12 protein-coding genes are annotated in these 16,141 nt (G+C 70.8%); 4 read left to right on the top strand and 8 right to left on the bottom strand.

Annotation, left to right across the window (positions count from 1 at the left end; translation table 11 throughout):
- Window positions 1–197 precede the first annotated feature (197 nt).
- On the bottom strand, window positions 198–1,259 hold the full coding sequence (locus OG349_RS05250) for an NAD-dependent epimerase/dehydratase family protein (protein WP_327233466.1): 1,062 nt from the start codon (window positions 1,257–1,259) through the stop codon (window positions 198–200).
- 117 nt (window positions 1,260–1,376) lie between these two features.
- Window positions 1,377–2,444: an ATP-dependent DNA ligase gene (locus OG349_RS05245; RefSeq protein WP_327233465.1), complete on the bottom strand. Its 1,068-nt coding sequence runs from the start codon at window positions 2,442–2,444 to the stop codon at window positions 1,377–1,379.
- 75 nt (window positions 2,445–2,519) lie between these two features.
- Here OG349_RS05245 and ligD point away from each other — a divergent pair, with 75 nt between their 5' ends.
- On the top strand, window positions 2,520–3,548 hold the full coding sequence (ligD, locus tag OG349_RS05240) for a non-homologous end-joining DNA ligase (RefSeq protein ID WP_327233464.1): 1,029 nt from the start codon (window positions 2,520–2,522) through the stop codon (window positions 3,546–3,548).
- A gap of 134 nt (window positions 3,549–3,682) precedes the next feature.
- On the opposite strand, the gene OG349_RS05235 is transcribed toward ligD, so the two are convergent.
- Window positions 3,683–5,848, bottom strand: coding sequence for an OmpL47-type beta-barrel domain-containing protein (locus OG349_RS05235; protein WP_327238454.1), 2,166 nt, complete (start codon window positions 5,846–5,848; stop codon window positions 3,683–3,685).
- A 62-nt stretch (window positions 5,849–5,910) separates the two neighbouring features.
- The gene (locus OG349_RS05230) at window positions 5,911–8,391 is read right to left on the bottom strand and encodes a ThuA domain-containing protein (protein ID WP_327233463.1); all 2,481 of its coding nucleotides are present in this window, start codon (window positions 8,389–8,391) and stop codon (window positions 5,911–5,913) included.
- A 202-nt stretch (window positions 8,392–8,593) separates the two neighbouring features.
- Between OG349_RS05230 and OG349_RS05225 the strand changes: the two genes are divergently transcribed.
- The gene (locus OG349_RS05225) at window positions 8,594–9,586 is read left to right on the top strand and encodes a multicopper oxidase domain-containing protein (protein WP_327233462.1); all 993 of its coding nucleotides are present in this window, start codon (window positions 8,594–8,596) and stop codon (window positions 9,584–9,586) included.
- 58 nt (window positions 9,587–9,644) lie between these two features.
- On the opposite strand, the gene OG349_RS05220 is transcribed toward OG349_RS05225, so the two are convergent.
- Entirely contained in the window at window positions 9,645–11,693 is a 2,049-nt protein-coding gene (locus tag OG349_RS05220; RefSeq protein WP_327233461.1) for a CASTOR/POLLUX-related putative ion channel, read from the bottom strand.
- 156 nt (window positions 11,694–11,849) lie between these two features.
- Window positions 11,850–12,566 carry a TetR/AcrR family transcriptional regulator gene (locus OG349_RS05215; protein ID WP_327233460.1) on the bottom strand — a complete coding sequence of 239 codons (717 nt, stop codon included), beginning with the start codon at window positions 12,564–12,566 and terminating at the stop codon, window positions 11,850–11,852.
- 143 nt (window positions 12,567–12,709) lie between these two features.
- On the opposite strand from OG349_RS05215, the gene OG349_RS05210 reads away from it, so the two are divergent.
- Together OG349_RS05210 and OG349_RS05205 are read left to right on the top strand one after the other, a co-directional pair.
- Window positions 12,710–13,507, top strand: a complete 798-nt coding sequence (locus tag OG349_RS05210) for a VOC family protein (RefSeq protein ID WP_327233459.1) — start codon at window positions 12,710–12,712, stop codon at window positions 13,505–13,507.
- Window positions 13,508–13,600: 93 nt separating this feature from the next.
- Complete coding sequence (locus tag OG349_RS05205; RefSeq protein WP_327233458.1) at window positions 13,601–13,879, top strand: WhiB family transcriptional regulator; 279 nt, start codon at window positions 13,601–13,603, stop codon at window positions 13,877–13,879.
- Window positions 13,880–13,989: 110 nt separating this feature from the next.
- Here OG349_RS05205 and OG349_RS05200 read toward each other — a convergent pair whose 3' ends face one another.
- Window positions 13,990–14,964: an acyl-ACP desaturase gene (locus OG349_RS05200; RefSeq protein ID WP_327233457.1), complete on the bottom strand. Its 975-nt coding sequence runs from the start codon at window positions 14,962–14,964 to the stop codon at window positions 13,990–13,992.
- 291 nt (window positions 14,965–15,255) lie between these two features.
- Entirely contained in the window at window positions 15,256–16,032 is a 777-nt protein-coding gene (gene ddaH, locus OG349_RS05195) for a dimethylargininase (RefSeq protein WP_327233456.1), read from the bottom strand.
- Window positions 16,033–16,141 lie beyond the last annotated feature (109 nt).

The raw sequence follows: 16,141 nt of genomic DNA, 5'->3' as shown, positions 1-16,141 counted from the left end.
CACCGTATGAATTCAGAAACCGACAACTGGGACACGCGGTCTTACGAAACACGGACAGCGCCGAGGGTGCGAGCCGCTCCGCCCGTTCGGCCCAAAAACGGGAAGAAGTGCCACGGAGCGGACTCCTGAGCGAACTCCGGAGCGGACCCCGTCGAAGCGGTGCGAGCCCCCGCTCAAGGCACCGCCACCCCCTCCGCTCAAAGCACCGCCACCCCCCGCTGCCCCGACCGCGCGAACTCCGCCATGCCCGCCGCGAACCCGACCTCCGGCCGCCACCCCAGCTCCGCCCGCAGCCGCTCCGACGACGCGGTGATGTGCCGTACGTCGCCCAGCCGGTACTCCCCGGTGACCACCGGATCAGGACCCCCGTGCGCCGCCGCCAGCGCCCCCGCCATCTCGCCCACGGTGTGCGGTTCGCCGCTGCCGGTGTTGTACGCGCCCAGCGTGCCGGGCTCCCTCGTCCGTACGAACGCCAGCGCCAGGGCGTTCGCCGTCGCCACGTCCCGTACGTGCACGAAGTCCCGCCGCTGCCCGCCGTCCTCGAAGACCTGTGGCGCCTCGCCCCTGGTCAGCGAGGAGCGGAAGAACGACGCGACCCCCGCGTACGGGGTGTCGCGGGGCATCCCAGGGCCGTACACGTTGTGGTAGCGCAACGAGAGCGCCCGGCCGCCCGTGGCCCGCGCCCAGGACGCCGCGAGATGTTCCTGGGCCAGCTTGGTCACCGCGTACACGTTGCGCGGGTCGGTGCGCGCGTCCTCGCCGATCAGACCCGGCGTCAACTCCGCCCCGCACACCGGGCATCCGGGTTCGAAGCGGCCCGCCACCAGATCCGCCTCCGCGCGGGGTCCCGGCGCGACGCGGCCGTGCGCGGGGCAGTCGTACCGGCCCTCCCCGTACACGACCATCGACCCGGCCAGCGTCAGGTCCCGTACCCCCGCACCCGCCATGGCGGCCAGCAGCGTGGCGGTCCCCAGGTCGTTGCAGCTCACGTAGTCCGGCGCGTCCGCGAAGTCCTTGCCGAGGCCGACCATCGCCGCCTGGTGGCAGACCGCCTCCACCCCGCGCAGCGCACGGTCGACCGCCGCCCGGTCCCGTACGTCGGCGTGGATCCACTCCACCTCCGGCGGGCGCGCGGGCGGCACGGGGTGGGCCGACGGCAGCAGGGCGTCCAGGACGACGGCCTCGTGGCCCAGCGCCGTGAGGGCCGTGACGATGTGTGAGCCGATGAAGCCGGCTCCTCCGGTGACAAGTACACGCATGTTGGTGACGCTATGCGCCGGACGGCCCCACCGGGCCGACGCACGCCGGTGCGTCACCGGTCCGTAAGATCGCGGCCCGCGGCATCGGGGGCGTACCGGGCCGGCGCTCGGCACCGGCTACGCGAGCCCGCTCAGCACCGCCGCCAGGTCGTACCCCACCGGCTCCTCCAGCTGCGCGTACGTACAGCTCTCCGGCGTCCTGTCCGGACGCCACCTCCGGAACTGCGCCGTGTGGCGGAAGCGGTCGCCCTCCATGTGGTCGTACGCCACCTCACACACCAGCTCGGGCCGCAGCGCGATCCACGACAGGTCTTTCGTCCCCGACCAGCGGCTCGGACCGCCCGGCAGCCGCGCCCCCTCGTGCGCCGCCTCCTCGGCCCACGCGCCCCACGGATGGCCCTCCGCCGTCTCCATCCGCAGCGGCGCCAGCTCCTCGACCAGCTCCGCCCTGCGCCGCATCGAGAACGCCGCGCACACCCCCACGTGCTGGAGCACGCCCCGCGCGTCGTGCAGGCCGAGCAGCAGCGAGCCCACCACGGGACCGCTCTTGTGCAGGCGGTACCCGGCGACCACCGCGTCCGCCGTCCGCTCGTGCTTGATCTTGTACATCGCCCGGAAGTCCGGCCTGTACGGCAGGTCCAGCGGCTTGGCGATCACCCCGTCGAGCCCGGCGCCCTCGTACTGCTCGAACCACTCGTGCGCCCGCTCGATGTCCGTGGTGGCGGGCGCGAGGTACACCGGCGGCTCTACGCCGATCAGGGCCGCCTCCAGCGCCTCCCTGCGCTGCGCCTGCTCGATGTCGATCAGCGTGCCGTCCCCGAGGGCCAGCAGGTCGAAGGCGACAAAACTCGCCGGGGTGCGCCCGGCCAGCATGTCCACGCGCGACTTCGCGGGGTGGATGCGCTCCGTGAGCTTGTCGAAGTCCAGCCGGCCCTCGTGGACGATCACGATCTCCCCGTCGAACACGCACCGCTCCGGGAGCCGGTCCCGTACCGCCGTCACCAGCTCGGGAAAGTAGCGGGTCAGCGGCTTGCCGGTCCTGCTGCCGATCACCACCTCGTCGCCGTCGCGATGGATGATCGCCCGGAAGCCGTCCCACTTGGCCTCGTACTGCATCCCGGGCGGGATCGCGGCCACGGACTTGGCGAGCATGGGTTTCACGGGAGGCATCACCGGCAGATCCATGTCCCCGATTGTGCGCGGGAACGGTCCGCTCCGCCCGATATGCGCTCCCGGCCCGCCCGGCCTACGGTGGCGCTCATGGGTGCAGCGGGTGCGGCGGTGGAGCTGGAGGCGGGCGGCCGGGCGGTACGGCTGTCCAGCCCGGCCAAGATCTATTTTCCGGAGCGCGGCTTCACGAAGCTCGACGTCGCGCGCTACTACCTGGCCGTGGGCCCGGGAATCCTCCGGGCCCTGCGGGACCGGCCGACGACGCTGGAGCGGTACCCGGAGGGCGTCGAGGGGGAATTCTTCTACCAGAAGCGGGCCCCGAAGAACCTGCCCGACTGGATCCCCACCGCCCGGATCGAGTTCCCCAGCGGGCGTTCGGCCGACGAGATCTGCCCGACCGAGGTGGCGGCGGTCCTCTGGGCGGCGAACCTCGGCGCCCTCACCTTCCACCCGTGGCCGGTACGGCGCGGGCGCACCGATCACCCCGACGAGCTGCGGATCGACCTCGATCCCCAGCCCGGCACGGACTTCAAGGACGCCGTCAGGACCGCGCACGAGCTGCGCAGCTTCCTCGACGAGCTGGGGATGCGCGGCTGGCCCAAGACGTCGGGGGGACGCGGCCTCCACGTGTTCGTCCCGATCGAGCCGCGCTGGACGTTCACCGAGGTACGGCGGGCCGCCATCACCATCGGCCGCCATCTGGAGCGCCGGAACCCGGGCCGGGTGACCACCGCGTGGTGGAAGGAGGAGCGCGGTGAGAAGATCTTCGTCGACTACAACCAGACCGCCCGGGACCGCACGATCGCCTGCGCCTACTCCGTACGGCCCCGTCCGCACGCCCCGGTCTCGGCGCCGCTGCGCTGGGAGGAGCTGGACGACGTGGCCCCGCGGGACTTCGACATCGCGACCATGCCGGTGCGCTACGCCGAACTGGGCGATGTGCACGCGGACATGGAGGAGCACGCGTACAGCCTGGAGGGGCTGCTGGAGCTGGCGGACCGGCACGAGCGGGACCAGGGCCTCGGCGACCTCCCGTACCCGCCGGACTACCCGAAGATGCCGGGGGAGCCGAAGCGGGTCCAGCCGAGCCGGGCGCGGCCGGAGGACGAGGCCGGCTGACCGGGATGCCGGGATGCCGGGACGGCGGCGCGGCGGCGCGGCGAAGGCCCTCACCGCCGGGTGCGGTGAGGGCCTCGGTGTGACACGCCGTGCGGTGTGTCCCGTCGTACAGTGTGTTCGGAGCCGTCGTGTGTCTACAGCTCCTTGATACGGATGTTGCGGTACGAGATCACGTCCGTCGTGCTGTGCACCTGGAGGCCGACGTAACCGGTGGCGTACCGCCGGCCGTCCGTCCCCGGGTCCCCGGCGCGCGGCGGTGTGAAGGCCTGTCCGCCGACGTTGTCGAACTCGTTGATCACCACACCGTTGCGCAGGATCGTGAAGTGCTGGCCCTCCGCGCGGATCTCGTAGTCGTTCCAGCTGCCCTTCGGGGTGACCCCCGCGCCGCCCAGGCCCACCCGGTCGAAGCCGTACACCGAGCCGGTCTTGTACATGTCGCCGACGGGGTTGTCGAGGATCTGCATCTCGTGCCCGTAGTTGATGGCGACCCACTCGGGCCGGGACTCCTCGGGGTGGTTGTGGACGTTCGGGAACCGCACGAACACACCGCCGTTGGCGTTGCCCGTGCCCGGGGCGTCGTCGCGGAACTGGAGCTTGAGCGAGAAGTCGCCGTACTTGCGCTCCGGGAACCACAGCATGCCCATGCCGTTCACCGTCGTGCTGCTGGTGATGGCACCTTCGCCGGACAGCGCGAACTTACCGCCGCCGACCTGCTCCCACTGCGCCAGGGACTCCGCCGTACCGTCGAAGAGGTCGCGGTAGCCCTCGGTCTGGCCGGGCTTGCCGATCTTCGACTGCTTGGCCGCCTTGGTGATCTTGTTGAACTCGCGCTGGTCGATGACGTTGTCGGCCAGCAGCTTGTCGAGCACGCCGTCCACGTGCTTGAGGAACAGCGCCGCCGAGGACCAGTCCTTCTCGTCCTCGATCAGCTCGTTGATCGTGCACCGGCTCCGGGTGAGCCGGTTCGGCACACCGGTGTCGACCGCGCCCACGATGACCGTCAACCGCTCATCGAACTCAGGGCAGTTGGGCGCCGGGACGCCACCGCCCTGCGCGATGGTGAAGGACACCTGCTTGGCCGCCGACGTGTTGCCGGCCTTGTCCGTCGCCCGGTGCGCGAGCGTGTGGTAACCGAGCGCGTCGACGATGACGGGGGTGGTGTACGCGAGGTACGGACCGCCGTCCAGCGAGTACTCGGTCCTGTCCACCCCGGACCCGCCGGCGTCGGTCGCCGACAGGGTGACCTTGGCGCTGGTGACGTAGGCACCGCCGGAGTTCAGGGTGCCGCTGACGGCCGCCGTGGTCACCGGCGCCGTCGTGTCCTGCGCGGGCGGCGCCACGACGGTGAAGGCGACGGACTTCTCGGCCGTCACGTTCCCCGCCTTGTCGGTCGCCCTGTAGCGGACGGTGTGCGCGCCGACCTGATGGACCATCACCGGCCCGGTGTACGGCTGCCACGCCGCGCCCGCCCCGAGGGCGTACTCGATGGTGTTGACGCCCGAACCGGTGTCCGAGGCGGTGACGGTGACCGTGGCCATCGTCAGGTAGTTGCCCGCCGGGTCCTTGTCGCCGCTCACCGTCGCCGAGGTCTCCGGCGCGGTGGAGTCACCGCCGGGCCGCGCCACCACCCAGAAGGACACGCCCGCCTCCGGCGACACGTTTCCCGCCTGGTCGGTGGCGCGGTAGGCGACATCGTGCTGGCCGACCTGGTCGAACACCAGCGGAACGGTGTACGGCTGCCAGGTGCCGCCGACTCCGGTCCGGTACTCGATCGACGCCACGCCGGATCCCTCGTCGGTGGCCGACAGACCCACCACGGCCGAACCCACGTACTCGCCCTGGTCGTTGCCCTCCCCGTCCACGGTGGCCTTGACGACGGGCGGAGTGGTGTCGTCGCCGCCGCCCGCCTCGGTCACGGTCAGGATGCCCTGCATCTGGCCGTGGCCCGGGATGGTGCAGAAGAAGCGGTAGCGGCCCGGGGTGAGATTGACCTCGACGGAGTACTTGCCGCCGTTGTCGTCACTCGGATTGGCCAGGATGTTGAGCGGTACGTCGTTGTTGTACTCGGGGTCCGACACGTCGAAGGTCAGCGTGTGCGGCATCCCGATGTCGTTGCCGGTGGCCACACTGTTCTCGAAGACGATGGTCGTCGCCCCCGCCACCGCGGTGGTCGGGAAGGTGACGTACCGGTCGGTGCGGCCGCTCGTCGTCCAGTTGAGAACCTGGGCGGCCGCCGTGCTGTCGGCCGTACGGTCGCCGGTCCGCCCGTAGGCGGCCGTCGACGTCAGCCCCAGCACCATCAGCAACGCGCCCAGGAGGGCCGTCCACAGGCGTAGAGGTCGGTGTCTCACTGATCGGGGTCTCACTGAGTCGCCTTCCTGGCCAGATCCGCGGCGGCGGGCGTCGCCTCGCCGCCCTTGTACGTCACACGCCACAGCGCGGACTGGGAGTCGGAGGTGAAGAAGCCGCGCCCGTAGTCCAGGACGTAGAGCGAGCCGTCCGGCGCGAACTTCCAGTCCATGAGGTTGCGGATGCCGCCGTTGCCGACCGGGATGATCTTCTTCAACGACTCGGCGGTGACGGGCAGTCCGCCCTTGCCGACCGTCTTGGGATCGGTCAGCACCGCGTGGCGCGGGTTGTCGGCGTCGTAGAAGTCACCGACGAACCACTTGCCGTCCCAGTACTCCGGCCACGCGTCGGCCGTCGCGGTCGCCGCGTTGTAGCGGTACACCGGGCCGTCCATGGTGGCCTGGCCGCCGCCCTTGAGCCACGGCAGCAGGAAGGTGCCTTCCTCGGCCTTGTAGCTGGGTACGCCGTTGGCGTCCCGGGGGAAGTCGGGGCCGCCGCCCTGCGGGGAGTACCAGATGGTGTTGCCCGTGACGGGAGGCAGGTTCACCAGGCCGTCGTTGTTGGGGGACTCGTTCTTCGGGGCGTCGCAGTTGTACCAGCCCAGCGGCTTCGTCGGGTCGGGGAGGTTGCGGTCCCGGTACGGCTGCTTGTTGCCCATGCAGAACGGCCAGCCGTGGTTGCCCGCCTTGGTGATCGCCGCGAACGTGTCGTACTTCGCCGGACCCCAGGTCGTGCTCGGGGCGCCCGCGTCGGGGCCGACCCAGCCCGCGTACAGGATGTCGGTCTTCTGGTCGACCGAGATGCGCGCCGGGTTGCGCACGCCCATCACATAGATCTCGCCGCGGGTCTTGTCGCCGCCCTCGTCCTGCTCCTCACCCGTGAAGAGGTTCCCGGCCGGCAGGGTGTACGTGCCGTCGGGCCGCGGGTGGATGCGCAGGATCTTGCCGTTGAGGTTGTTCGTGTTGCCCGCGGTCCTGCGGGCGTCCGCGAAGGACAGGCCCTTGTAGTTGGGCTGCGGGTTGTTGCCCGAGTAACCGTCGCTGAAACCGGACGAGTTGTTGTCGCCGGTCGCGATGTAGAGGTTGCCCTTCGAGTCCCAGGCCATCCCGCCACCGGCGTGGCAGCAGCTGTTGACCTGTACGGGCCACTTGAGCAGGACCTTCTCGGATGCCAGGTCCAGCTTGTTCGTCACCGGGTCCAGCGTGAAGCGCGAGACGCGCCGTTCGGCGATCCGCTTGTCACGGTCGAGCCCGGAGTGCGGGGTGTAGTGCAGGTACACCCAGCCGTTGGCCGCGAAGGCGGGGTCCAGCTCGATGCCGAGCAACCCCTCCTCGACCTTGGTGAGTTCGTCGCCGCCGCCCTTGTTGCCGAAGACGGTCAGGGCGCCCGCGAGCGTGACCTTCTTGGTCACGGGGTCGTAGATGTGGACCTGGCCGAGGCCCTTGCCCATCTCCGGGTTGTTCCAGTCGGTGACGACGGGAGCACCGTTCGCCCCGCCGCCGCGGCCGATGTACAGCACCCGTCCGTCGGGTGCCACGACCAGGCCGTGCGGCTCGCCGATCTGGTCCTGCTGGCCCGCCTGGTTGGGCTGGGTCACCTTCGCCGCCGTGTAGTTGGCGTCGATGGTCGCCTTGCAGTCGGCGCGCGAGAGGCGCGTGGTCCACTGGAGGGCGCCCCGCAGGTGCTCGCGGAAGTCGGTCTCGGCGTACGACTCCGCCGTACCGCCCATCCCGGTGTAGAAGGACCGGCCGCCGTCGTAGTCACGGCACCAGGAGACCGGGTGGTCGACGCCGTTGGCGCCCGCCCCCGGCCGGTAGCTGCTCTCCCTGACCTTGGCGACGGTGTGCACCTTGCCGGTCGGGTTGGCCGCCCAGTTGATCCACTTGTCGGGCCGCTTCCACTCCACGGGGAGGTTCTTCGTGGCCGGATTCACCCGGTCGGCGACCTCGACGGTCGCGCGCTGGACGGTGGCCGGGCTGGTGGCCGCGGGCCGCGCGCCGATCAGACCGGTGAACCAGTCGGAGTACGGTTCCGTACGGGCCGCGTCATGGATGCCGAGGAAGCCGCCGCCGGCCTCCACGTACGACTCCAGCCCGGCCTCCTGCTCCGGATCGAGCACGTCGCCGCCGCCGGTGAGGAAGACGACGGCGTTGTACTTGCCGAGCTTCTTCTCGTTGGTGAAGACCGAACCGTCGTCCGTGGCCTCGGTCTTGAAGCGCCCGGCCGCCGGTCCCGCGAGGCCGATCGCCTCGATGGCCTCGATCCCGGCGTTGACGAGCGGTGACTCCTCGGTGGCCGAGGCGTGGAACACGAGGACCTTGACGTTCTGGCCGCCCGGCGGCGACGGAAGGGCCAAGGCGGTCGGTGGCGGCTCAGGGAACGGTCTCGCCGTGGCGGCGGTGCCGCCCAGCAGGGATGCCGCCATGGTGCCGGCGACCAGGAACGCGGCCGCCCCGCGCCTGGATCTTGACCGGTGATGTGGTGCGCGCTGCATTGTTCACCCACCCAACTTTGGTCACAGCAACAGCGCTTGAAGCTAGACGTCTTTCGGCGGTCAGCCAATAGCTATGGACGGAATCCCACCAACTTTGTCCTGAGTGTGGATAAACGAAGATCACTGCTCTACCGTGTGGCCGTCCCCGGGGACTCCTGCGCCCCGTCCATCTCCTTACGGCACAGGGGAGTTCGATATGGCCATGGACAGAAGGAGCTTCAGCCGGCGCCTGTTGGCGGGCGGTGCGGTCGCCGCCACCGGAGCGGCCTCGTTGTCGGTGGCGTCCGCGCCCGCCGCGAGTTCGGCGGAGGCTCCACCCCCCACCGCGCCCGCCGGGGGCCAGGTGCGCCATCTCAAGCTGTACGCCGAGAAGCTGGCGGACGGTCAGCTGGGCTACGGTTTCGAGAAGGGCGCGGCGACCGTCCCGGGTCCGCTGATCGAGCTGACCGAGGGCGACACCCTTCACATCGAGTTCGAGAACACGACGGACGTGGCGGCCAGCCTCCATGTGCACGGCGTGGACTACGACATCGCCAGCGACGGCACCCGGATGAACCGGAGCCACGTGGAGCCCGGCGCGACCCGCACGTACACCTGGCGCACCCACGCACCGGGCAAGCGCGCCGACGGCACCTGGCGGCCGGGCAGCGCGGGCTACTGGCACTACCACGACCACGTGGTGGGCACGGACCACGGCACCGGCGGGATCCGCAAGGGGCTCTACGGCCCCGTCGTCGTGCGCCGGAAGGGTGACATCCTGCCCGACAAGCAGTTCACCATCGTCTTCAACGACATGACGATCAACAACAAGACCGGCGCCGCCACGCCCGACTTCGAGGCCACGGTGGGGGACCGGGTCGAGGTCATCATGATCACGCACGGCGAGTACTACCACACGTTCCACATCCACGGTCACCGCTGGGCGGACAACAGGACGGGCCTGCTCACCGGCCCCGACGACCCCAGCCGTGTGATCGACAACAAGATCACAGGGCCGGCGGACTCGTTCGGCTTCCAGATCATCGCGGGCGAACACGTCGGCGCGGGCGCGTGGATGTACCACTGCCACGTCCAGAGCCACTCGGACATGGGCATGGCCGGACTGTTCCTGGTGGCGAAACCGGACGGCACCGTCCCGGGCTACGAGCCCCACCACCCCGGAACCCCGGCGGACGGGGATCACACGGGCCACTGAGGGGCGGGAACCACGGGGGGCCGGCGCGGACCGCGCCGGCCCGGCAGGCCGGCGCGTGTCAGCGGATCCCGGGTTCGGGGCGGGCCCTCTCCGGCGGACGTCCTTCCCCGGCCTCCCCGTCCTCCCCGGCGGTCCCGGCCGCGGGGGCCCGGACGGTCCCAGCCGCCCGGCCGGGCACGGTCGGGTCGGTCGTGACGACCACCACGTGGTCCCCGGTACTCCACTCACGCCGTTCCCCCTTGGGCGGGTTCAGCCGGACCCCGTAGTCGGGCGCCGACATCCGCCGGTCGTGACGGCGGTAGCCGATGGCGCATTCGCCGCGGTCGCGGGCGGCGGCCACGACCGTGGCGAAGGTCGCCTCGCACCCCGCGCGGACGTACGTCCCGGCCGCACGCAGACAGAGCCGGCTGCCCTCCGCGGAGAACAACTCGTCGAACACCGGGGCCAGATGATGGTTCTGCGCGATCTGCGCCATGAGCAGTCCGGTCAGTTCGCCGCTGACGATGACGTCGGAGCCGGGGTTGACGGGTGCGAGGGGGCGGTTGCGGTCGTCGGTGAGCTCGCTGACGACCCGTAACTCCCGGCCTCCGGCGCGTTCCTCCAGCAGCCGCAGCGCCAGCAGGGCGACCAGCGTCCAGTCGTCGGGCCGGTCCGGCCCGTCGCCGGGATCGGGGCCGAGGACCACCAGACCGTCGTACGGGGCGAGGTCGAGCCCGAGCAGGGTCTCGGGCCGCGACAGGGTGGCGGTCCGGGACCGAACGGCCAGCCGGTCCACGTCCTGCGCTGCCTCCGCCTCCGCAGCCGTCGCCGCGACCGCCTCCGGCTCCCGTGGCCCAGGCAGGGACCGGTCCGTCACGATGTCCAGGACGGAACCGGGCCGGGCCGTGCGCCGGAGCTGTTCCACGACCAGGGGAGCCCGGCGGTTCCAGCCGAGCATCAGCAGGTGCGCGGGATGCTCCGGTGGTGGCCGGTCCCCGGCGATCACCGACGTGTCGACGAGGTGCCGGCAGTCCTCCGGGCGTGTGCCGGCCTCGTCGCGGGCCAGGACGATCAGCCGGGTCCCCGGTGTGACCGTGGTGTCGGCGGGCGGGTTCAGCAGGGTCCGGCCCTGCGGGGTCAACAGCCCGATCACGCAGGAGTCGGCATGGCCCAGCAGGGCCGTACCGAAAGGAGCGCCGGAGAACGCGGTGGCGTCGGTGAGGTGGAACTCGTCACCGGCGAAGTCGAGGAGGTCGCGCAGGACGAGGGAGAGGCCGGGGCGGCCGACACACTGCGCGACGAGCCGGGCCGTGACCGCGTCCGTCTCCAGGATCGTGGCACGTGGCCCGGCGGCCAGCCGGGCCGACGCGCGGTAGCGGTCGTCCCGTACCGCCGCCAGCACCGGTGGGCCGCCCGGCCCCTCGCCGGCGACCGCACGCAGCGCGAGCAGGACCCGCAGCACCTCGGGGTCGGACGCCGGCCCGCCCGGGGGCAGCACCAGCACGGTGCTCGCCGTCCGCGGGCTGACCAGCGCCAGTACGGCGGGGTCGCTCGGCGGACCGCTGCGGCAGATGAGCCGGGCGCCGCCGGCCCGGGCGGCCAGTGCCTGCTCCATCCCGGTCTTGTCCCGGTCGGCGAGCAGGACGATGGCCCGGGACCGGCGCGGGGCCTGCGCCGAGACCAACTCCCCTACCACCGTGGTCACCTGGTCGGACCAGCCGAGCACCAGCACATGGCCGTGCTCCAGAACCGTCGACCGCCCGCGGCTCAACTCCGCCATCCGTTCGGCCAGGCTGTTGGTGATCACTCCGATCAGGGTCGACACGCACAGCAGGGCGACCAGTCCGAGCAGCGCCGACAGGACCATGCGCAGCGGCGTTCCGGAGATCGCGCCCAGCCGCAGCGTCTCCGCGCTGGTCCGCCACGCCGCCGTCAGGCGGCCCGACAACGAGTGCGGCGAATCGGGGTCCGTCCACACCAGCAGGACGCTCACCGGCACGACGACGGCCAGGCAGGTGAGTATCAGCCAGCCCATCAGTGTGCCGGTGCTGCGGGCCAGCGTGCGGTCGAACCGGTAGCGCGCCCGGTCCCGCAGCGAGACCGGGAGCCGCCCCTTGGTGTGTGCCACTCCCACCCCTTCCCCTGTGCCGGTGCGGCGGGTGCGGAGCTGGTCGCCCGCCCCTGCACAGTGCTGCCTCCGGCAGCCGAACATGGGGTGTCCGGGGAACGATTCACTCTTTCGTGCGGGGGCGCCGCCCACGTACCGGTCTCGGCACCGGCCGGGTCACGCCGTCTCCGGCACCCTGATCTCGCCGGGCCCCTCCGGCAGTGCCCCGGGGTCGGTCGCCACCGCGCGCAGCCGGTCCAGGATGCCCTTGCCCGCGCGCTCGTATGCGATCGCCTCGCGGAGCAGCACTGACCGCGCGTTGGACGCCTCCATCAACGCCCTGATCTCGAAGCCGAGTTGGGGCACGTCGGTGCCCGCCGCGAGACCGCCCGCCCGCCGCGCGCCGTCCAGGGTGCGTTCGACGTAACTCACCCAGTCCGCACTGGCCTTGGCGATCGCGTCGTGCACCGCGCCGTCGCGCGCGTCGAACTCCGCCGAGACGCCGTAGAAGAAGCAGCCGCCGCGGAAGACGCGGTTCGCGGAGTACATCAGCCAGTTCCGGCACAGTGCCCAGACCCGCTCCGCCCCCGGCGCCACCTCACGCGTGGGCCGTACGACGTGCGCGATGTAGACGTCCACGGCCGCCCGTACCGTCGCCAGCTGGAGCTCCTCCTTGGAGCCGAAGAGGGCGAAGACCCCGCTCTTGCTCAGCGTCAGCTCGCTCGCGATACGGCCCAGGGAGAGGCCTTCGAGACCTTCCACCGACGCCACGTCCATCGTGCGGTCGAGCACCAGCCGCCGTGTCTGGTTCCCGCGCTTGACGCGCCGGTCCGTGGGCCCGGCCCGACCGGGGCGGCTCCCGGCCGCCGCGCTGCCCGTACGTGTGCCGCTCATCCGCCCAGTCTACTGAACGCACGGTCGTGCATTCATCGGGCGCGGTGCGATTGCCCGGCATCGGGAGGAGACTCGGAAGACAGGCCCAGGGGCCGGAGAACAGACCCCAGGAGCCCGAGGGACCCCACGAAGGAGCGCACACCATGCTCACCACCCCGTTTGTCACAGGCTCTCCCAACTGGACCGATCTCGCCACACCCGATCGGGAGGGGGCGGTCGACTTCTACCGGGGCGTTTTCGGCTGGGAGTACGTGTCGGCGGGCCCCGACACCGGCGGCTACGGCATGTTCCAGCTGGGCGGCGGGACCGTCGCCGGGGTGATGCCGATTCCGGAGGGGCAGGCGCCGCCGGCCTGGTCGCTGTACTTCCAGACACCCGACGCCGAGGCCACGGCGAGGGCCGTCGAGGCGGGCGGCGGGTCCGTCGTGTACGGGCCGATGGATGTCATGGACCTCGGCAGGATGGCGGTCTTCGCCGACCGGGCGGGCGCGGGCTTCGCGGTCTGGCAGCCCGGCGGTAACAAGGGCCTCGACCTCGTCAACGTGCCGGGCGCCCTCACGTGGGGCGAGCTGTACACCCCGGACGAGGACGCCGCGTTCAGCTTCTACAGCGCGGTCTTCGGCTGGGAGGCGATCAGCACGCCGATCCCGGGCGGCAACGGGACGTACCGGATGGTCAATCCCGCGGGCCAGGGCTCGGACGCCATGTTCGGGGGCTTCGTACCGCTCGGCTCCGACCCGACCGAGGCGGACAGTGATCCGCACTGGCTGCTTTACTTCGCGGTCACGGACTGCGACGCTACAGTCACGAGGGCTCGGACCCTCGGCGGTACGGTCCGGACGCCACCGGTCGATCTGGAGGGAGTGGGCCGGTTCGCGAAGCTCACGGACCCGTACGGGGCGTCCTTCGCGATCATGCAGGGCGTCACGCCGGCGATCTGACCGAAGCGGCGAAGGCGGCCGTCCCGGTCGTCCTGCCTGCTCGGCGATCTTTCGTCCATCAGATGTTTATCGCCGTACGGCAGCCTGTGGCCCATGTCGATCAACACCACGGGGACCAGTACCACCACGAGCGGCGTCATCAGCCTGGAACGTGAACTCTCCTGGCAGGAGAGCGCGTTGTGCGCCCAGACCGGAGCGGACTTCTTCTTTCCCGCCCCCGGCTCCTCCACCCGGGAGGCCAAACAGCTCTGCGGCGCGTGCGAGGGCCGCGAGGCGTGCCTGTCGTACGCGCTCGACAACGACGAGCGGTTCGGGGTGTGGGGCGGACTCTCCGAGAAGGAGCGCCAGCGCCTGCGCAGGAACCGCGCATGACACCGGACCCGGCCCCCGCCGCCTCACACGGCGCCTTACCCCGCGACCACCCCGTCGGCCGGGCGTGACAGCACGCCCGGCCGGCAGTGGTGACAGGTGAACGGCCCGGATCAGCCGGCGGCGCGCGCCGCCATCCGCGCCTTGCGGGCGGCCAGCTTCTCGTCGAACTTGCGCGCCTCGCTGTCCAGCCCGCCCATGTACAGCCCCAGCTCCTCCTGCGCCTTGAGACCCTCGGCGCCGAGCCCGTCGATGTCCAGGACCTTGAGGTAGCGGAGCACCGGCTGGAGCACGTCGTCGTGGTGGATCCGCATGTTGTAGATCTCACCTATGGCCATCTGCGCGGCCGCGCGCTCGAAACCGGGCATGCCGTGTCCCGGCATGCGGAAGTCCACGACCACGTCACGCACGGCCTGCATGGTCATGTCGGGGGCGATCTCGAAGGCCGCGCCCAGCAGGTTCCGGTAGAACACCATGTGCAGGTTCTCGTCCGTGGCGATGCGGGCCAGCATCCGGTCGCAGACCGGATCGCCCGACTGGTGGCCGGTGTTGCGGTGCGAGACGCGGGTCGCCAGCTCCTGGAACGCCACGTACGCCACCGAGTGCAGCATCGAGTGGCGGTTGTCGGACGTGAAGCCCTCCGACATGTGTGTCATCCGGAACTGCTCCAGCTTGTCCGGGTCGACGGCCCGGGACGTGAGCAGGTAGTCGCGCATCACGATGCCGTGCCGGCCCTCCTCCGCGGTCCAGCGGTGCACCCAGGTGCCCCACGCTCCGTCGCGGCCGAAGAGGGAGGCGATCTCGTGGTGGTAACTGGGGAGGTTGTCCTCGGTGAGGAGGTTCACCACGAGAGCGATCTTGCCGATGTCGGTGACCTTGGACTGAGCGGGGTCCCAGGCCTCACCGTCCTCGAAGATCCCGGTGAAGTTGCGGCCGTCCGAGAAGGGGACGTACTCGTGCGGCATCCAGTCTTTTGCCACCTTGAGATGACGGTTGAGTTCCTTCTCCACGACCTCTTCCAGCGCGTACAGCAGTCGCGCGTCGGTCCACGCGTCCGAACTGCCGAGGTGGGGAGAGGTGATCGTCACGGGTGCTCCTGGGGACGGGAGATATTACCTACGGATTCGTAGGTTACGAGACCGTAGGTTAAAGCCACGGTAAGCCGCAGGCCAAGCCTCGGGAACCACGGACCGTCCCGGAGGTGCTGACCTGCGGGGATGAACTGGCGAACAAATACGGATCTACCGGGTGAAGGTGCCCCTGTTCCGCCGTTCCGGGCCTGTCCGCCGCTCTCAGGGAGTGACCGACGCCGCTTGGGGTGCGGACGCCGATTCAGGTGTCTTCAGGTGTTATCAGGCGCAGAGGTCCCCCAGCTGTCTTCAGGTGTAGAGGTCCCGCAGCCGCACCGAGAGACAGGTCACGCACCCTTCCAGCTTCTCGAACTCGCTGATGTCCACCGGCACCGGCTCGTACCCGAGATCGGTGAACAGCTCCGCCGTCTTGGGCGCGCTCGCCGCCAGCAGCAGCCTCCCGCCGCCGAGCAGCACCACGTGCGCGCCGGCCTCCTCGGGGACGGGCAGGAAGCGCGGATAGACGGAGTGCACGTCCACCAGCGGCTCGTACCCGATGACCGTGGAGTCGGGCAGCGCCGTCACCGCGGACTTGAGGTGCAGCACCTTGCTCACCGGTACGGCCACCACGCGCGCGCCCAGCGGCTCGAACACCGCCCGCAGCTGCTGCACACCGGCCGCGTTCGTCCGGCCGCCCTGCCCCACGTAGATCGTGTCGCCGATCTTGAGGACGTCGCCGCCCTCCAGCGTGCCCGGCTCCCACACCCAGTTCACCGAGCAGCCGAGCCGCCCCAGCTCCTCCTCCACCGCGCTGGTCTCGGGCCTGCGGGAGGCGGCGCCCGGCCGGGTTATCAGCGCCACGTTCCGGAACATCACCACGGTGTCCTCGACGAACACCGCGTCCGGGCAGTCGTCGGCCGGTGCCACCTCGACCGTCTCCCAGTCGTGCTCGCGCAGTGTCCCGACGTACCGTTCCCACTGCCGCAGGGCCAGTTCGGTGTCGACGGGGACGCGTTCGAGATGCGTGACCAGGCCCTCGGTGAGGCGCGGTCCTGGACGGCGGATCAAGGCTTTCCTGCTGGGCACGGGCGATTCTCCAGGTCCGTGAAGGGTCCGGTTCGTGAAGGGCCCGATGCGTGACGGGGCCGGTCGCGCCCATCATGACCCGCCGTACCACCGCGATGGAATGCCCCAC

Origin of the sequence: Streptomyces sp. NBC_01317 (genome assembly GCF_035961655.1) — a bacterium.
GTDB lineage: Bacteria > Actinomycetota > Actinomycetes > Streptomycetales > Streptomycetaceae > Streptomyces.
This window is presented reverse-complemented; position numbering and strand designations above follow the sequence as displayed.

Bases quoted from the DNA above. Each gene is read 5' to 3' on its own strand.
- OG349_RS05250 (WP_327233466.1), bottom strand. From the start codon at position 1,259: ATGCGTGTACTTGTCACCGGAGGAGCCGGCTTCATCGGCTCACACATC.
- OG349_RS05245 (WP_327233465.1), bottom strand. From the start codon at position 2,444: ATGGATCTGCCGGTGATGCCTCCCGTGAAACCCATGCTCGCCAAGTCC.
- ligD (WP_327233464.1), top strand. From the start codon at position 2,520: ATGGGTGCAGCGGGTGCGGCGGTGGAGCTGGAGGCGGGCGGCCGGGCG.
- OG349_RS05235 (WP_327238454.1), bottom strand. From the start codon at position 5,848: ATGGTGCTGGGGCTGACGTCGACGGCCGCCTACGGGCGGACCGGCGAC.
- OG349_RS05230 (WP_327233463.1), bottom strand. From the start codon at position 8,391: ATGCAGCGCGCACCACATCACCGGTCAAGATCCAGGCGCGGGGCGGCC.
- OG349_RS05225 (WP_327233462.1), top strand. From the start codon at position 8,594: ATGGACAGAAGGAGCTTCAGCCGGCGCCTGTTGGCGGGCGGTGCGGTC.
- OG349_RS05215 (WP_327233460.1), bottom strand. From the start codon at position 12,566: ATGAGCGGCACACGTACGGGCAGCGCGGCGGCCGGGAGCCGCCCCGGT.
- OG349_RS05210 (WP_327233459.1), top strand. From the start codon at position 12,710: ATGCTCACCACCCCGTTTGTCACAGGCTCTCCCAACTGGACCGATCTC.
- OG349_RS05205 (WP_327233458.1), top strand. From the start codon at position 13,601: ATGTCGATCAACACCACGGGGACCAGTACCACCACGAGCGGCGTCATC.